Origin of the sequence: Streptomyces sp. NPDC090994, from assembly GCF_044768905.1 — a bacterium.
Taxonomy (GTDB): domain Bacteria; phylum Actinomycetota; class Actinomycetes; order Streptomycetales; family Streptomycetaceae; genus Streptomyces.
This window is the reverse complement of sequence record NZ_JBIVWS010000001.1, coordinates 1-15,403: the sequence shown is the minus strand read 5'-3', so window position 1 is coordinate 15,403 and position 15,403 is coordinate 1. Positions and strand designations below refer to the sequence as shown.

Genomic DNA, 15,403 nt, shown 5'->3' with positions numbered 1-15,403 from the left:
CGTACCCCCCGTCACCCGCGTACCGCCCCCGTTGTCAGCCCCGTCACGAAGTGGCGTTGCAGCAGTACGTACACGACGACCACGGGGGCCGAGGCGACGACGACGCCCGCGAACAGCAGCGGGTACCGGGTGAGGAACTCGCCCTGGAAGTCCAGCAGGGCCAGCGGCAGCGTGCGGTGCTCCTGGGAGCGGATGAACAGCAGGGGGTACAGGAGGTCGTTCCAGTCCATCACGAACAGGAAGATGCCGGTGGTGGCGAGGGCCGGCCGGGACAGCGGCAGGGCCACGGAACGGAAGGCACGCAGCGGCGACGCGCCGTCCAGTTCGGCCGCCTCGTACAGCTCCCCGGGGATGGTGCGCAGAAAGCCGCCGAGGACGAACACGGCGGTCGGCAGTGTCGTCACCGTGTCCACGAGGACCAGGCCGAGGAGGCTGTCGGTCAGGCCGAGGCGGTCGAAGAGGACGTACTGCGGGACGATGGCCGCCTGTGCGGGCACCGCGAGCCCCGCCACCAGCACCCCGAAGACGATCCAGCTCACCCGGCCCGGCACCCGGGCGCAGAAGAACGCGGCCAGGCTCGCCACCACCAGGGTCAGCGTCACCGCGCACGCCGTGACGACGACGCTGTTGGCGAAGGCCCCGCCCAGACCGCCCTCCCGCACCGCCTCGCGGTAGTTGTCCAGCGTCGGTGACGTCGGCGGCGCGAGCGGAGCGTCGAACAGCTGCGGCAGCGTCTTGAACGTACCGAACACCACCACCAGCAGGGGCAGTACGACGACGGCGGCGCCCACGAGCAGGGCCACCGGGCGCAGCACGGTCCTGGTCATCGCGTGGCCCTCCCTATCGCCCGCCGCTGCACCCAGGTGAGCAGCGCGATCAGCGCCATGAACACCAGCGACTGGGCGGCGGCGTAGCCGAACTGGTTGTTGGAGAAGGTCGTGTAGACCCGCGTGGACAGGATGTCGAGGCCGGGGCCGGGCGGGTTGCCGCCCAGGCCGAGGACCAGGTCGAACGCCTTGAAGGACTGGACGGTGGTGTAGGCGACGACGATGCCGGTGGCCGGGGCGACCAGCGGCCAGGTGACGTACCGGAAACGGGCGAGGCGCCCGGCGCCGTCCAGTTCGGCCGCCTCGTACAGCTCCCTCGGAATCGCCTGGAGGCCGGCGATGAAGACGACCATCATCTGCCCGGCGTGGAACCACACCTGGGTCAGGGCCAGCCAGTACACGGCCGTGTCCGGGTCGCCGAGGTACACCGACTGCGCACGGTCCAGGCCGACCACGCGCAGGACGGAGTTGAGCAGACCGCCGTCCGGGTCGTAGACGAACCGCCACACGAAGGCGACCGACACCGACGACAGGACCGTGGGCAGGAAGAACACGGCCCGCAGCAGGGTCGACGCCCGGGTGGTGCGGACCAGCCACAGGGCCAGCAGCAGGGCCAGGGCGGTCTGGGCGAGGACGACGGTGACGGTCAGCTTCAGGTTGTTGGCGGCGGCGTTGCGGAAGGTGTCGTCGCCGGTGGCCAGTTCGGTGAAGTTGCGCAGGCCGACGGTGTGGTAGGCGGCGCTGTAGCCGTCCCAGTCGGTGAGCGCGTACTGCACGGCCTGCACGACCGGATAGGCGAAGAAGAACAGGTAGAGGGCGAGGGCGGGCACCGGGAACAGCCACAGTGCCCGCGCCGTGCGCCGCCTACGACCGCTTCTGGTCGATGACACGCTGGGCCTCCTCGGCCGCCCGCTCCGGCTCCGTCCCGCCGGCCACGGCCACGGTCGCGTTCTCCACGGCGCTGCGGATGTCGAGGTTCAGGAACTGGAAACGGGGCGCGAGCAGCGTCTTCCTGGTCAGCCAGGGAGCCACCGCCCTGAGGTCGTCGTTGGCGTACTCCACGCCCTCGACGGTGACGTGCTGGCCGGTGCCGTCGGCGTAGGCGGCGGCGTTCTCGGGATCGCTGAGGAATTCCAGGAAGGCGTAGGCGACGGGCTGGACGGTGGAGGCGCTGTTGACGCCCAGGATGAAGGTGGTGTTGAAGACGCCCTGGTACGTGGCCTCGGCGGCCGTGGTGGTGATGGGCGCGAGCAGATCGAACGGGAACTCGGCGCCGAGCGCCCGCACCCCCGCCATCTGGAAGGAACCCGTGGCCAGCAGACCGGCCTTGCCCTCGGCGAAGAGCCGGGTGACGGCGTCGGTGCTGGAGCCGGTGGCACGGTCCTGGAAGTAGGGCCGCAGGGCGGCGTACTGCTCCAGGGTGGTCAGGAACCAGTCGTCGGTGACCTTGTACGCACCGGACTCGATCTTGGTGAACATGTCGTCGGACGGCGCGTTGTTCATCACCATCGAGTTGAGCAACTGCCCCGAGTTGGCGCTGTCGCCGCCCGGCCAGGCCAGTGGCGTGTACCCCTTGGCCTTCAGGTCGTCCAGGAGCTGGAGGAAGCCGTCCCAGTCGGTCGGCGCGCTGGTGTGGCCGGCCTTGTCCAGGGCGTCGGTGTTGGCCAGCGGCATGTTGAAGACGAGCTGGTACGGCAGCCCGTACTGGACGCCGCCGACGGCGCCGGGGCCTGTCAGCTCCCGCTGGTAGCGGTCGACGACCCCGGTGCCGGTCAGCGGCGCGTACACGCCCGCCTTCACGATCTGCTCGAACTGGGCACCCCGGAACGCGGTGAAGACGTCCCCGGTCTTGGCGCCCTTGATGCGGCGCAGGGCGGTGGACTGGTAGTCGGCGGACGGCGAGATGTCCTGCTCGACGCCCGCGTCGGGGTGGGCCTTCACGAACGCCTTGATCAGCCCGGCGAGGACGGCCTTGTCCTCGGCCCGCCAGTGGGCGAAGGAGACGGTGCCCTCGACGGCACCGGAGGTGGCGACGCCGGAGGGCGAGGCGCTGCCCACGGCACCGCCGGAGCCGCCGCCGGGCCCGGCGCAGGCGGCCAGTCCCAGGCCGAGCCCCGCCGCGCCGAACAGGCGCAGGGCGGACCGTCTGTCGAGGTTGCCGGTCATGACAGCTCCTTGGGGAGTCGGTGTGAGAGTGGAATGTGGCGTGACGACGTCATACGGCGGCCGTCGCACGGGTCAGCAGCGGACGGACGCACTCGCCGAACCGGATCGCCTCCTCCAGGTGCGGCTGCCCGGAGAGGATGAAGTGCTCGATGCCGAGGGCGGCGTACTCCTCGATGCGTTCCGCGACCTGTTCATGGCTGCCGACGAGCGCGGTGCCGGCGCCGGGCCGGACCAGGCCGAAGCCGGCCCACAGGTTGGGGTGGATCTCCAGCCGGTCGGTGCGCCCGCCGCTCAGCGCGGCCATCGCCCGCTGCCCGGCCGACTCCGACCGGCTGAACCGTTCGTGGGCGGCGCGGATCGCGGCCGGGTCGAGGGCGGCGAGGATACGGTCGGCCTCCGCCCACGCCTCGGCCGCGGTGTCCCGGCTGATGACGTGCAACCGGATGCCGTACGACAGTTCCCGGCCCTCGGCGGCGGCCAGCTCCCGCACCCGGTCCAGCTTCGCCGCGACGGCGGCCGGCGGCTCGCCCCAGGTGAGGTAGGTATCGGCGTACCGCGCCGCGACCGGCAGCGCGGCCGCCGACGAGCCGCCGAAGAAGACCGGCGGCCGGGGCACCGGCGGCCTGCGCAACTGCCCGCCCGCGATCCGGTAGTGGACGCCCTCGAAGTCGTACGGCCGCCCGTCCCAGGCGGCGCGCAGCAGGTGCAGGAACTCCGCGGTGCGGGCGTAGCGCTCGTCATGGGCGAGGAAGTCACCGTAGGCGCGCTGCTCGTCGGCGTCGGAACCGGTGACGGTGTTGAGCAACAACCGCCCCCCGGACAGCCGTTGGTAGGTGGCGGCCATCTGCGCGGCGAGCGGCGGGGCGATGACGCCGGGACGGAAGGCGACGAGGAACTTCAGCCGGCTGGTCTGCGGGATGAGCGCGGCCGTGGTCAGCCAGGCGTCCTCGCAGTCGCTGCCGGTCGGCGTGAGCACGGCCTCGAATCCGGCGGACTCGGCGGCGCGGGCGACCTGCGAGAGGTAGCCGAGGGTCGGCGGCCGGGGCGTGGCCCGCGACCGGAGGCTGTCGCGGGCGGTCACACCGACCACGTTCCGGTCGTCACCGGTGGTGGGCAGGAACCAGTGCAGGCGCACGGTCATGGCGTCTCCAGCGGGGTGCGGAAGGCGGGGAGGGGAGGGAGGGGACGAGAGGAACGAGAGGGACGTACCGGAAGCGGCCGTCCTGCTGCAACGTTGAATCACGCCTCCGGCGCTGGCGGCGCGGACGCCGTCGACGACGGCGCACGACCGGACGGCCGAAGGGAAGAGCGGAGAGGAAAGGAAGGAAGGGGCGCCGCGAGGGCGCGCGGGCCAGGGGTCAGCTACACAGCGCGCCGGCGACCCTCAACAGGTCGACGTGCGCGCGCTTGACCAGCTCGACACCGGTTTCCATGGCCCGGGACTATACACACCGGGTGTGACGGGCCGAGGGGCCGTCTCGCACGGCGGACGGCCACCTCCCCGCCGGACCGGCCCAGGGCACGGCCCTGTCGGCCGGCTCCGTTCTCACGAGAGCGAAATACTCATCCCCCCGTCCGCCATGACGACGGAGCCGACCAGGTAACTGGCGCGGTCGGAGGCCAGGAACGCGATCACTTCCGCGATCTCCTCCGGCTGCGCGGCCCGCCCGATGGGAGTGCCACGTCCGTGCTCGGCGAGGAACTCCTGCCCGTCCGGCCGCGTGTCGTTGAGGATGTTGGTGACCACGTCACCGGAACCGACCGCGTTGACACGTACCCCATGCTCAATGGCCTCCACGGCCGAGGCGCGCGTGAGCTGGGCCAACGCCCCCTTCGACGCGGCATAGGCGGCGATCGTCGGGAACACCTGGAAGGACGCGTACGAGGCGACGTTGACGATCGCGCCCGAGCCCTGCTCGGACATGACCCGTAACGCTTCCCGGGTGTGCAGGAAGGCGCCGACGGTGTTCACCGACAGGACGGACTCGAAATCCTCCCGGCTCATCTCGGCCACGGGCTTGTTGAGGATGATCCCGGCATTGTTCACCAGCACGTCCAGCGCCCCGAACTCATCGCGGGCCAGCGCCACGGCACGCGCCGCACTGCCCTCCTCCGAGACATCGGCCACCAGCGGAACAATGCCCGCCCGCGCCAACCGCCCCACCTCGGGATCACGGTCCTCGGCGACCACCTTCACACCCCGACCGTGCAGGAGAAGCGCGGTCGCCCGCCCGATCCCGCTCGCCGCTCCGGTGACGATCGCCGTCTTGCCGGCGAGATCGTTGTCGCTCATACAGGCTCCTTGATGGAACGAATCGCGTTTCCATCCGGGGTTACCGATCGCGAAGCGGGCATTCCTCCGGCACGGACGAGAGGGCGAGCCTCACCCCCTCGACGAGGCCCACGGCCCGGGACCAGCCGCCCCGGACCGCGTCCCACAGCGCGGCAGCTCCTACAGCAGGTGATCGGCCTTGCCGGCCTTGATGTCGGTGATGAGGGCGCGCAGGGCTTCGAGGGAGTCGGTGAGGTAGTGCTCCTCTTGGCCGTTGACGGCTATGTAGGCGTTGCCTTCGGTGTCGGTGCCGAGGCGGAAGCAGGAGCTTCCTTCGGCGCAGAAGGGATCTCCCCAGGCGATGTCGGGCACTGATGCTCCTCACAGTTGGCGAACGAGTTCACGAATGAAGTCTCGGGACTGCTCTGGCGGCAGTGCCAGATCTTCCAACAGATCGAGTTGAGCCCGGTATTTCGCCAACTGTCCCTCGGCGTGGAGGAAGGTAGGGCCGTGGGAGCTGTCTACCTGCACTGTGTCGAGCGTCGGTACGCGGCCCTCCAGATAGACGACGGTCTGCCCGGACCCTGGGAAGGAGCCGTGGCTGAAGGGAAGGACGAGCACGGTGACGTTGTCCCGCTCGGAGACCTTCAGCAGGTGTTCCAACTGGGCGCGGGCCACGTCGGTACCGCCGAACTGCATCCGCAGCGCCGCCTCGTGGATGACAGCCACGTAGGGGATCGCCGTGTCGCCGGTGATCACTTGCTGGCGCTCGGAACGCAGCGCGAGTCGCAGGGCGACCTCATGCTCGGGCAGGGCGGGTACAGCGGCATGGAAGATGGCCACAGCCTGTTCGGATGTCTGGAGCATGCCCGGCACGTGCACGGTGTTGGCGCCGCGAATGCGTACAGCGTTGCCTTCCATCTCCGCGATGTCGAGCAAGCTTTGGGGCAGGATGCCTCGGTACCGCTCCCACCAGCCAGTACTCGCCTGAGTCATCTCGACGAGTGCCTCGACGTACGCCTCGTCGGTCACACCGCAGTTGCAGGCCAGGGTGCGCAGGCGGTCAGCGTTGATTCCCCGGACACCCGACTCCATGTTGGAGATCTTGCCTCGGTCCACACCCAGTAGGCCCGCCGCGAACTCCGCAGACATCCCTGCCACGGTACGGATGCGCCGCAGCTCACTTCCCAGTCGCTTCTGGCGTTCCGTGGGAGTCGTTCTTGGGGGCATGACGTTCCTCTCATCCGGCGGGCCGCTCGCCTGCATGCGGAGGCCGCGTACCTCTCCGTGGTGAATCTTCCTGAGAGCGTGGAAAATTTACCACTCCCTGCCCTACTGTCAGTATCGCGCAAGTTACACACCGCGATGCCGGAAGCGCACCGCGCGAGCATGCCCGTCCGCCCTGGGAGGGATGTGCCCGCGTCCAGGGCGGCAGGCCACCGGCGACCACCCAACCCCGCCACAGAGCCGAGGAGTTCGCCATGCCCGAAATCCCTCCCGTTCCCGCCCACTGGCGCTTCCCCGCCCACCCCGCTTCCGTACGGCGAGCCCGGCACGCCGTCACCGAAGCGCTGCCGCAGGCCCTCCGCCCCCATCTCGGCGACGACCTCAGGCTGTTGACCTCAGAACTGGTCACCAACGCCATCCGGCACGGCGTAATGGGCCGGGAGGACGAGGACCTCGTCGAACTCGTCCTGTGGCCCGCCGACGGACACTACTGGCTCGCCGTCTCCGACCCGGGCAACGGCAAGCTGGCGGTGACCCACCCCGACACATACTCCGAAAGCGGCCGGGGCCTGTTCCTCGTCGACAACCTCGCAGCCGCCTGGACCATCCGCCCCCGCCCGGCACGCGGCACATCCGTGATCGCCGGCCTCCCCCTTCACCGCCGGGGCGGTTGACGAGGCAAGCGGCGCGCCGGGAACGGCAGGAGCGGCAGCTGCGGCAGGACCGGCAGGCCAAACGGTCCGATGCCCGGCACAGCGGTCTCGACTGACGGCTCTGACACCGACGCGCGGGCCGCGGGCCGCGGCGAAAGGCGGGCTACGGGGTTTCCAGTGCCGCCAGCACGAACGTCAACGGCAGCGTCGCGACAGCGAGGGCGATCCCCGCACCGGCCATCCCCGTACGGATCTCCCGCTTGCCCCGGACGCCGAGGTAGGCGGCGATCAGGGGCAGGGTGCAGCACAGCAGGAGACTGAAGTGCCAGCCCTCCTCCATGATGAAAAAGATCATGGCGCCCAGGCATACCGGCACCGACCCGACGCTCGCGGTGCGGCACCGCGAGAGAAACAACTCGTGGCCGTCGATCCCACCGAAAACACTCATGTCCTGACCGCCCTCTTCCCTTCCGGGTTCTAGTCGTCCTCAGACGGCGGCGTGGTCGTAGCCACTGCTGCCCACCTGGGGAAATCCGTCCGCCGCCGAAAATCCGTTGACGGCCGCCGACATGACCGCGCCGAGCGCGGTCAGCGCCGCCGCGAAGGTGTCGAACGCCTTGGCCGCCTCGGCCCACATCCCCATGAGCCGGATGGCCTGCGCCGCGGCCAGTGCGAACATGGCCACCGAGGCAGCCTGTCCGCCGACGGGGATCGCGTTGACGGCCTGGGCCGCGAGGAGATTGACCAGCCAGATGACGAGCAGGTCGCAGAACATCACCAGGAACGACTTGAGGAACTCGGCGAACTGGAACGCCAGCTGCGCCGCCTGCGCGTAGCAGGTCTGCAGGGACTTGAAGGTCTCCTGGATCTCGTCGAGCTTCTTGCTGAACTCATCGAAGTAGACGATGGCGGCGTTCGCCGCGTTGCCCTCCCAGCTGAGCCCGACGTTCTGACCGCCCTTGCGCACGTTGGCCGCCACCGTGTCGCAGAACGACGCGAGGCTGCCCCATGCGTCGGAGCAGTCGTTGTACTTGTTCCAGTCCCCGAAGACCCAGTTGGTCACCTCGGCGAAGGGGTCGAAGTCGAAGAGCAGCTTGGACGCCTCCACCGCCATCGCCGACGGACTGCCCAGGTCCAGGGCGCTGCCCAGCGTCTTCTGCACCGGGTTCATGTTGTACTCGTCCACATGGCCCGAGCCGTACTTGACGAGCGGGTTGTCACTGTCGCCGCCCGGCGCTTTCAAGGTGTCCGACGCGTCGCCCACGTCGGAGAAGTCCTGCGGGTCGCCCCCGGAGCCGCCGTCCGACACCTTCGAACCCGGATAGGTCGCGTCGAGTTCGGCAGCCTCGTTCCGGTCGGTCTCCCGGTAGTACCTGGCCGTGCCCGTCAGTTCCTTCCCGGAGGACTCCAGGACACTCTTGACCCTCTCCAGCGCCTTCTTGGCCTCGCTCACATAGCTGTCGTGGTCACCCGCGACCAGGTCCCAGGCCTCTCCGCCCGCGGACTTGTCGATCTGCGTGTGCGTGCCCACGTACGAGACGGCCTGTGCGCTGCCCTCCGCCGCGCGTCCCACCAGTTTCGCGAAACCGTCGATCGCACCGGGTTCCACCCGAAAGTTCACTTCTCCCCCATCGCCCGCCCCGGCCGGCCCGTTCATGGCCGGGCCGCCGGCCACAACCACCGGTCACAGGTACGTCGCGGCGTCTCAGTACAGCGACCAGCCGCGTCCGTCATGCCGTGACTTCACACCCGGCCTGGTCTCGGCCGCCTCCGCCCGCCGCTCCTCGTCGAGTGCCCGACGCTGCTCGTCGAGCTGTCGCTGTCCCTCCGCGGCAAGGGCCTCGCGCTCGCTGTCGGACATCGAGGCCCACTTCTCGGCGAGCGGTGCCGCCTGTTCCACGGCCTGGTCGGCATACGCCGACACATCGGCCGCCTCCCGCAGTCCCATCCGTCCGGAGACGACCTCCTGGGCCATCTCCTTGAGAGTGTCTCCGCCCAGCCCCGAGGCGAGATGCTCCAGGGACTCCCGGAGGATCCTGGCCTGGACGGGGTCCTGCTGAGTCATCTCCAGGAACTCGGAATCATCCACACGCTTGACAGAACTGTCGGCGGCACCGCTCAAGGAAAATCCCATCGGAAGGGCCGGCATGAAATGACCGGGGGAACTTATCGACGCACGCGGGGAGGCTACAACACTCACATTGCGGGCGTTGGCGCCGAGGCCGAAGCGCGGCCTGGTCACGTCCCTTCTGGTGGGATCGGTACCGCGGGCGAGCGTCGATGCTCAGACCTTGATGACGGTGATACGAGGGCCGCACAAGGCGGTCAGATCCTCGGGGTCTGAGGTGAGAACCGTCGTCGGACCGGTGGCGGCGAGGGCGGTGGCGGCGAGCATGGTGTCGATGGCGTACTTGTGGCCGTGCAGGCCGGCGCCGGCGAGGAGGGTGGCGGCGTGGCGGGCGATGGGCTCGGTGACCGGTTCGATGACGAGGCGGGAGAGGGTCCACTCCAGGGCCGGGCGGTTGATCCGGGGGTGGACCACTTCCACCAGGGTCGCCGCGGAAGTGATCACCCGCAGGTCGTCGGCGCGAGCGAGGGCGAGCCAGCCGGTGACGGCGCGGTCACGAAGGACGGCCTTGGCCAGCCCTTCGCTGTCCAGGACCAGGGTGCCGCCGGGAGTAGCCGGGGAGGGGCGGGTCACGCGGCGTTCGCCCCGCCTCGCGTCTGCTGCCGACGGGCCTGGTGGAGCTGGTCGCGCAGGGCCTGGATCTCTTCGTCGGTGATGGGCCCGTGCTCGGCCTCGGCGACGGCGATGAGCTCGTTGAGATTGTCCCGCTCGATCTGGCGCGCGACGGCGGCGGCGACATAGGCAGACAGCCCCGAAGGGCCGCTGCGGGCCTTGGCGGCTTCGGCGATGTCGCGGGGCATGGTGATGGAGTACTTACCGGTAGGGTCGCTCATGCTATCTATCCTACCTCCGATCCTACCTCTGATGGGCGGGAGTGACGCGGCGAACCGTCGAGTCGCTCGCTGCGGATGGCTCCCTCCTTGGCCGGGGTGCGCAGCGGGGACCGCAGCGCCGTAGTCGCTGCCGGGGCTTCCGCCGGTCGCGGTCGCCTCCCCACTCGCACCCGCTCGCGGCTCGCCCGTATGACCTTCGGTACTCGGCGCTGTCGACCTGGCTCAACCCCCAGGGCGAACCCGACAGAAGTCGTTGAACGTGCTCGCACTCCTCGACGAAGCGGTGACCGCTCTCAAGGCTCCTCTGGGCGAGGAGTACCGGGCACAGGGCTGGACCGATGATCTCCGAAGAGAGGTACAGGAACGGATCTCGATCAATCGCTCGGTGCTCCGCCGTCACGGGACAGGAATGGCGCGGCACCTGCGTCCTCGCTTCGACGAGTGGATGGAACACGGGGGCGTGCAGCCCGGACGCCTCAGGGGCCTGGTGGGCGACGTGCAGCGGTCGCTCGTGGAGGCTCGGGCCATGGCGTGAGAACGCTGGCCCAAGCCCCCGACGTGCGGCCGCTCCGGGCAGCACAGGCCTGCACATACGCGAAGACCCCGACCTCAGCGTTACCGCTGATGGCGGGGTCTTTGGGCACCTACTACAAGGTGCCCCCGGCAGGATTCGAACCTGCGCACACGGCTCCGGAGGCCGGAGGAGCTGACGGCGCCGTAAGCATCTGACCTGCACCGGAAGCACGTCCCCTACCGCCGACGCCAAGATCATTACGTCCCCATTACGCAGGTGCCCTGTCAGCCCCGGGTGGCGCCCCGTAAGGTCGGACCCATGATCTCGGGCAGCGACGGCGTACCGGAAGACGGCGATGAGACGGCCTTCACGGCAGAGGCCACGACCTCCATCCTCCGTGACGCCTGCCACGCCGCCGGCCTCGACCCGACAGGCGCCGAACTCCTCCGCCTCGGCTCGAACGCCGTGTACCGACTGTCCTCGGCCCCGATCATCGTCCGCATTGCCCAAGACCGCGCCGTGCTCCCCGAGATGGAACGCGCGGTCGGCGTCGCCCGCTGGCTGGAGGCGTCGGACTTCCCGGCCAACCGAGTGCCGCGAGGCGTCACCCAACCCACGACTGTCAGAGGGCGGATCGTCACCTTCTGGGAGAGCGTCCAGGAGCAGGTGGCGTACGCCACACTGGGCGAACTCGCCGACTTGCTGAAACGCCTGCATTGGCTGGAGGAGCCCGAACACCTCGGCCTGCCGTACTTCGACCCACATGCCAAGCTGGCCGCGTCCCTGACGGCCCTGGACGGCATCGCTGACCGGGACCGTGAGTTTCTGGAGGAGCGCGCGACCGAGGTGGGCAAGGCATACGACCGCTTGGACTTCGTCCTCCCCTTCGGCCTGATCCACGGTGACGCGAACATCGGGAACGTCCTCCGCCACCGTGACGGACACGCCGTACTGATCGACCTCGACGGCTTCGCCCTGGCCCCGCGAGAGTGGGACCTGATTCTCACCGCGATGTACTACGACCGCTACGGCTGGCACGCGCAGGAGGAGTACCGGACCTTCGTCCATCGCTACGGCTTCGACCTCATGAACTGGCCTGGCTACGAAACCCTCGCCGACTTCCGGGAACTCATGATGGTGGCGTGGGTCGGCCACCAGGCGACGACAAGCGAGCGCTTCGCCGCCGAGTTCGAGAAGCGCATGCGGTCCCTCAGGACGGGCGAAGGACGCGACAGATGGGGCCCCTTCTGAGCGCGCGGTCTGCGCGCCCGATGAACGACTCAGCGAGCGGCCGCCCGACCGGCCTCCGTAGCCACCCATAGCCGATGCTCGCGGGCCTGCTCCGCGAAGCCCCGAGAGGCCGCGTTGTCCCCGGCAGCGAAGAGGTTCGAGCGGAACTCAGCCAGGTAGCTCACGCACCGCGCGGACTTCAGATGCTCGCCGAGATCCAACGCGTCCAGAGCCACCCTGCACGCCTCCTCGACGTCGCCGGCACGTAGATGCGCGTCGGCCAGCACCATCGTGGCGAAGAAGTCACTCCGTACGTGGCTGCCGCTCATCGCGTTCTCGGCGTGGGCCACGGCTCGCCTGGCGCTGTTGACGTCCCGGAAGCAGTGCGCGGCCTCGGCCGCCAACTCCGCCTCATCGAAGTAGGTGATCCACTCCGGCTCCTCCTCGTTGTTCCGGCTGGCCAACGCACGCATGGCCGCTGACAACGCCGCTTCACAGGCGCGGACGTCGCCGGTACGGGCGAGCGCGCGGGCCTCCATCGCGTGGAACTGAGCCCGAAGCGTCGGAGTCGCCACCTGAGCAATGCCCATCAGGGCAGCGCGGGCGAGCGTGGCCGCTTCGGTGTACCGACCGAGAAACGTCGCCTGATGGCTCATGGCAGAGAGGATGCTTCCGGCAAGCCGCCGGTCGTTGGCGTCCTGGGCGAGCCGGAGGGCCTGGAGGAAGTAGCGCTGCGCGAGACCGTGATGGCAGGCGTCGTACGACATCCAACCGGCCAGGAGAGTGGCCTCGGCGACGGTCGAGTACAGGGCCCTTCCAACGGCGTCGCTGTAGCTGCCGCGCAGCAGGGGAACGACATCGTTGCTGAGGTACTGGATCACGGACCGACGGGCATGGTCCCCGCCGAATCGGTCATCGAGCTGAGCGAACATGTCGGCGGTGGTTTTCACCGCAGCCACGTCCCCAAGCCCTACGCGCAACGCTCCCGGACGCCCGGACCGGGGAGCCGGCTCCGGGGCCACGAGCCACCGCAAGGAAGCTTCATTCCATGCTGGTTCGGCGGCCTCCGATTGAATCAGGGGCTCATAACGGTTGAGGTCCGCGCTCCACAGCCGCTCCACCGTGCTGATAGCCGCGTCCGGACTGTCCGGATAACCAGCGTCAAGGAGCGCAGAGTCTTCGGTGCCACCGTTTGCCAACCCGATCTCCTGGGCGGAGACGCCGTACACGTCGCCGATCAGCGCTCCGTAGAACCCGTCCGGCGTGCTGTGCCCGTTCTCCCAGCTAGCGATACGCCGCTTGACGCTCTCGTCCGACGGCAATTGATGCCCGCGCTTCGTCGCTGCCCGACGTAGCTCACGCACCAGACGCGGCTGACTCCAGCCGCGTTCCGCTCGGAACTGCCGTAACCGCTCGTGGACGGGCTCGATGGGAGACGTGGCCCTTCCCTCCTCATACTGTGCAAGGGGAGTGGTGCGAAGTCCTGCCTCATCAGAACTTACGCGTTTTGCAGCTTCCGTTGGCAGTGGTAAACACAAATCATCCGAGTCCTCGGAGCCGACAGGGGATGACGTGACACGAAGATGACCGTCATCCCCCGTCACCTCTCGTCATCTGCCCAGGTAGGCGCCGTTCCCGGGAGTCTGATGGCACCGCGGCAGAGGGGCCGTGGGCTAGCCGACCCGAGGTGAGAAGACGTGCAGACGATGACCAGGAGAGGCATCGAATGGCTGTCGGCGGCAGCCAGTGACCCGGTGATGTGCCGAGCGCGGTGGGCGGATGACCCGCGCCTCCCGCTCATGCTTCCCACGGGCCGACTCTTCGACGTGGTGTCGGTCGAACAGCGCCTCGGGATGGAGACCTTCGACCAACTGACCCGCCACGACCTGCCTCACGGACCGGTCATGATCGACCACAAGGCGCGGAGGGTGGGCTTCTTCCTGACCTCCAACAGTTGGTACTGGTTCGCGTACTTCATCAGGCGCGAAGCCAAGAGGCCGGTCGACTACAGGTACCTGAGCAGTGACTCGGTAGTCGTGGTGCCTGGCCCGATGCCCCTGAGCGGCGACCGGTACGAGTGGCTCCGCGCCCCGATCCGGCGCCCGGAAGCGAACCCGTGCCGCCCGATCGCCCTCGCGACCGTACTGGGGGCCTCGGCAGAACTGCTGGCCCGCGTCGACCGCTACGGAGAGAAGTTCAGTTCCCCCGCCGACGCGGTGGCCGCCCACCCGGAGGAGCCGGTCCCCGGTGCCTGACCCTTCTCACCACCTCGATGCAGCGCACTGGTCACCGCTGGACACGGACCACTGGTACGAGGCACGAAACGCGACCACCGCACTCCGAGACGCTCTCGTCCGGGCAGGCATGGAACGCGACTTCCCTTACCTGCGTGCCGACCTGAACGCCTTCGGCCACGGCCTGGTCGAGCTAGGCCGCGTCTCGCCGGCCACGGCGGAGCACCTGGCCGAGCTTTTGCGGCTGGCCCTGGCAAGTGCGGCCGTACCGCACCCGTCTACTGAAGCCGACCACGAACCGGGGGAGTGACCTGATGACGGACCGGCACGGTGTCATCGCCCCTCGCGCCGAGAACCTGACAGTCGGCGTGAACTATGTCCGGGGTTGGGCAGAGGCTCGACGCGGCGCCGAAAGCCTGGCCGAGCAGCTCGCGGCGCTCGGGCTGGAGATCGACTTCCCGGGCCTCGCGGCAGACGTGAATGTGTGGGGCGACGGCCTGGTCCGACTGGGCGCGGTACGCCCTGACGCCGCACTACTGCTGGCACGGCTTATTGAGGCTGGCACTGCGGCACAGGAGCGCGAGGTACGCCAGCACCTCAGTGCCCGGAACTGAACGATGCAGAGCCTTCTCTCCTGTGGCTGAGCGGCCAGTAGCCTGCTGCCCGGCCGGGACCGGCGCCCCAGCGCCGCAGCCCGGACGGGCAGCAGACCATAGCGCCGTTGGGGCCATCAGCGTATGAAGCTGCGATCATTTGGGGCCGACGTTGTGGTGCGCCAGTCCCGGCGCCTCCGCTCGTCGCTTCGCGCCAGGAGCCACCTGGCGGTCCCCGAACGCCAGCCCTTGGCGGAGGCTCGCGCCAGGGCTGGCGGGGCTTAACGCATCAACGTGGAACGGGTCAGCGGTTACGGACGTAGACGACCATTGGGTTTCCGTCCCCGGGATCACGCTTGTCCACGTCGAATAGACCGGTCGCCTCGATGAGAGGCATGAGCTTCAGGTATCCGTAAGAACTCCTAACGGAATGCTCTGCGAGGACTTGAGAGCTAACTCAGGGGTCGTGAACGAACGCGGTTGCTACTGTCCGGACGTGACCCTGACCGACCTCAACAACGGCTTTCGTGACGATGAGCAGCGGCGGCGCGTCCAGAGGGTCGTTCACGATCGCCTCGCAGACGACCGTGACCCGCAGGAATGCCGCTTCCTCATGCGGTTCTGGTGGCAGCTGGTCATGTCGTACCAAGAGGTGTCGATGGACGAGCTCAGCCTGAACGTCGGTCAGCCGAAGCTGGACGTGATCGAGGCGCTGATCAGCGCCAT

At 68.9% G+C, this 15,403-nt stretch carries 21 protein-coding genes; 7 read left to right on the top strand and 14 right to left on the bottom strand.

Annotation, left to right across the window (positions count from 1 at the left end; all coding sequences use genetic code 11):
- Window positions 1-11: 11 nt before the first annotated feature.
- The 8 genes from ACIQR3_RS00105 to ACIQR3_RS00070 form a co-directional block, all read right to left on the bottom strand.
- Window positions 12-827, bottom strand: a complete 816-nt coding sequence (locus ACIQR3_RS00105; RefSeq protein WP_403532263.1) for a carbohydrate ABC transporter permease — start codon at window positions 825-827, stop codon at window positions 12-14.
- Window positions 824-1,717 carry a carbohydrate ABC transporter permease gene (locus tag ACIQR3_RS00100; protein WP_403532261.1) on the bottom strand — a complete coding sequence of 298 codons (894 nt, stop codon included), beginning with the start codon at window positions 1,715-1,717 and terminating at the stop codon, window positions 824-826. Before ACIQR3_RS00100 ends, ACIQR3_RS00105 begins: the two co-directional genes overlap by 4 nt.
- Entirely contained in the window at window positions 1,692-2,993 is a 1,302-nt protein-coding gene (locus tag ACIQR3_RS00095) for an ABC transporter substrate-binding protein (RefSeq protein WP_403532259.1), read from the bottom strand. The genes ACIQR3_RS00100 and ACIQR3_RS00095 overlap by 26 nt, the downstream gene beginning before the upstream one ends.
- A gap of 49 nt (window positions 2,994-3,042) precedes the next feature.
- Window positions 3,043-4,134 carry an LLM class flavin-dependent oxidoreductase gene (locus tag ACIQR3_RS00090; protein ID WP_403532257.1) on the bottom strand — a complete coding sequence of 364 codons (1,092 nt, stop codon included), beginning with the start codon at window positions 4,132-4,134 and terminating at the stop codon, window positions 3,043-3,045.
- Window positions 4,135-4,351: 217 nt separating this feature from the next.
- On the bottom strand, window positions 4,352-4,426 hold the full coding sequence (locus ACIQR3_RS00085; RefSeq protein ID WP_403533894.1) for a putative leader peptide: 75 nt from the start codon (window positions 4,424-4,426) through the stop codon (window positions 4,352-4,354).
- Between the two features lie 113 nt (window positions 4,427-4,539).
- A complete protein-coding gene (locus tag ACIQR3_RS00080; RefSeq protein WP_403532255.1) occupies window positions 4,540-5,286 on the bottom strand; it encodes an SDR family NAD(P)-dependent oxidoreductase in 747 nt (248 codons plus the stop codon).
- 159 nt (window positions 5,287-5,445) lie between these two features.
- Window positions 5,446-5,637, bottom strand: coding sequence for a hypothetical protein (locus ACIQR3_RS00075; RefSeq protein WP_403532253.1), 192 nt, complete (start codon window positions 5,635-5,637; stop codon window positions 5,446-5,448).
- Window positions 5,638-5,646: 9 nt separating this feature from the next.
- Entirely contained in the window at window positions 5,647-6,495 is an 849-nt protein-coding gene (locus tag ACIQR3_RS00070; RefSeq protein WP_403532251.1) for a helix-turn-helix domain-containing protein, read from the bottom strand.
- A 251-nt stretch (window positions 6,496-6,746) separates the two neighbouring features.
- Between ACIQR3_RS00070 and ACIQR3_RS00065 the strand changes: the two genes are divergently transcribed.
- Window positions 6,747-7,166: an ATP-binding protein gene (locus ACIQR3_RS00065; protein WP_403532249.1), complete on the top strand. Its 420-nt coding sequence runs from the start codon at window positions 6,747-6,749 to the stop codon at window positions 7,164-7,166.
- A 142-nt stretch (window positions 7,167-7,308) separates the two neighbouring features.
- Here the strand turns inward: ACIQR3_RS00065 and ACIQR3_RS00060 are convergent, their stop codons facing one another.
- The 5 genes from ACIQR3_RS00060 to ACIQR3_RS00040 form a co-directional block, all read right to left on the bottom strand.
- On the bottom strand, window positions 7,309-7,500 hold the full coding sequence (locus ACIQR3_RS00060) for a hypothetical protein (protein WP_403532247.1): 192 nt from the start codon (window positions 7,498-7,500) through the stop codon (window positions 7,309-7,311).
- A gap of 132 nt (window positions 7,501-7,632) precedes the next feature.
- Window positions 7,633-8,754 carry a hypothetical protein gene (locus ACIQR3_RS00055; RefSeq protein WP_403532245.1) on the bottom strand — a complete coding sequence of 374 codons (1,122 nt, stop codon included), beginning with the start codon at window positions 8,752-8,754 and terminating at the stop codon, window positions 7,633-7,635.
- A gap of 96 nt (window positions 8,755-8,850) precedes the next feature.
- Complete coding sequence (locus ACIQR3_RS00050; protein WP_403532243.1) at window positions 8,851-9,234, bottom strand: hypothetical protein; 384 nt, start codon at window positions 9,232-9,234, stop codon at window positions 8,851-8,853.
- 195 nt (window positions 9,235-9,429) lie between these two features.
- The gene (locus ACIQR3_RS00045; protein WP_403532241.1) at window positions 9,430-9,846 is read right to left on the bottom strand and encodes a PIN domain-containing protein; all 417 of its coding nucleotides are present in this window, start codon (window positions 9,844-9,846) and stop codon (window positions 9,430-9,432) included.
- Entirely contained in the window at window positions 9,843-10,106 is a 264-nt protein-coding gene (locus tag ACIQR3_RS00040; RefSeq protein WP_403532239.1) for a CopG family transcriptional regulator, read from the bottom strand. The genes ACIQR3_RS00045 and ACIQR3_RS00040 overlap by 4 nt, the downstream gene beginning before the upstream one ends.
- A 259-nt stretch (window positions 10,107-10,365) precedes the next feature.
- Here ACIQR3_RS00040 and ACIQR3_RS00035 point away from each other — a divergent pair, with 259 nt between their 5' ends.
- Together ACIQR3_RS00035 and ACIQR3_RS00030 are read left to right on the top strand one after the other, a co-directional pair.
- On the top strand, window positions 10,366-10,641 hold the full coding sequence (locus ACIQR3_RS00035; RefSeq protein WP_403532237.1) for a hypothetical protein: 276 nt from the start codon (window positions 10,366-10,368) through the stop codon (window positions 10,639-10,641).
- A gap of 297 nt (window positions 10,642-10,938) precedes the next feature.
- A complete protein-coding gene (locus ACIQR3_RS00030; protein WP_403532235.1) occupies window positions 10,939-11,871 on the top strand; it encodes a phosphotransferase in 933 nt (310 codons plus the stop codon).
- Between the two features lie 29 nt (window positions 11,872-11,900).
- On the opposite strand, the gene ACIQR3_RS00025 is transcribed toward ACIQR3_RS00030, so the two are convergent.
- Window positions 11,901-13,214 carry a hypothetical protein gene (locus ACIQR3_RS00025; protein WP_403532233.1) on the bottom strand — a complete coding sequence of 438 codons (1,314 nt, stop codon included), beginning with the start codon at window positions 13,212-13,214 and terminating at the stop codon, window positions 11,901-11,903.
- A 342-nt stretch (window positions 13,215-13,556) separates the two neighbouring features.
- Between ACIQR3_RS00025 and ACIQR3_RS00020 the strand changes: the two genes are divergently transcribed.
- The 4 genes from ACIQR3_RS00020 to ACIQR3_RS00005 all read left to right on the top strand — a co-directional run.
- On the top strand, window positions 13,557-14,105 hold the full coding sequence (locus ACIQR3_RS00020; RefSeq protein ID WP_403533891.1) for a bifunctional DNA primase/polymerase: 549 nt from the start codon (window positions 13,557-13,559) through the stop codon (window positions 14,103-14,105).
- A complete protein-coding gene (locus tag ACIQR3_RS00015) occupies window positions 14,098-14,394 on the top strand; it encodes a hypothetical protein (protein WP_403532231.1) in 297 nt (98 codons plus the stop codon). The genes ACIQR3_RS00020 and ACIQR3_RS00015 overlap by 8 nt, the downstream gene beginning before the upstream one ends.
- A 4-nt stretch (window positions 14,395-14,398) precedes the next feature.
- On the top strand, window positions 14,399-14,698 hold the full coding sequence (locus ACIQR3_RS00010) for a hypothetical protein (RefSeq protein ID WP_403532229.1): 300 nt from the start codon (window positions 14,399-14,401) through the stop codon (window positions 14,696-14,698).
- A gap of 475 nt (window positions 14,699-15,173) precedes the next feature.
- Window positions 15,174-15,403: hypothetical protein (locus ACIQR3_RS00005; RefSeq protein ID WP_403532228.1), on the top strand; the 230-nt coding region annotated here is incomplete at its 3' end.

Coding starts and splice junctions, on each gene's coding strand:
- ACIQR3_RS00105 (WP_403532263.1), bottom strand. CDS start 827: ATGACCAGGACCGTGCTGCGCCCGGTGGCCCTGCTCGTGGGCGCCGCC.
- ACIQR3_RS00095 (WP_403532259.1), bottom strand. CDS start 2,993: ATGACCGGCAACCTCGACAGACGGTCCGCCCTGCGCCTGTTCGGCGCG.
- ACIQR3_RS00090 (WP_403532257.1), bottom strand. CDS start 4,134: ATGACCGTGCGCCTGCACTGGTTCCTGCCCACCACCGGTGACGACCGG.
- ACIQR3_RS00080 (WP_403532255.1), bottom strand. CDS start 5,286: ATGAGCGACAACGATCTCGCCGGCAAGACGGCGATCGTCACCGGAGCG.
- ACIQR3_RS00070 (WP_403532251.1), bottom strand. CDS start 6,495: ATGCCCCCAAGAACGACTCCCACGGAACGCCAGAAGCGACTGGGAAGT.
- ACIQR3_RS00065 (WP_403532249.1), top strand. CDS start 6,747: ATGCCCGAAATCCCTCCCGTTCCCGCCCACTGGCGCTTCCCCGCCCAC.
- ACIQR3_RS00060 (WP_403532247.1), bottom strand. CDS start 7,500: ATGATCTTTTTCATCATGGAGGAGGGCTGGCACTTCAGTCTCCTGCTG.
- ACIQR3_RS00040 (WP_403532239.1), bottom strand. CDS start 10,106: ATGAGCGACCCTACCGGTAAGTACTCCATCACCATGCCCCGCGACATC.
- ACIQR3_RS00030 (WP_403532235.1), top strand. CDS start 10,939: ATGATCTCGGGCAGCGACGGCGTACCGGAAGACGGCGATGAGACGGCC.
- ACIQR3_RS00020 (WP_403533891.1), top strand. CDS start 13,557: ATGACCAGGAGAGGCATCGAATGGCTGTCGGCGGCAGCCAGTGACCCG.
- ACIQR3_RS00010 (WP_403532229.1), top strand. CDS start 14,399: ATGACGGACCGGCACGGTGTCATCGCCCCTCGCGCCGAGAACCTGACA.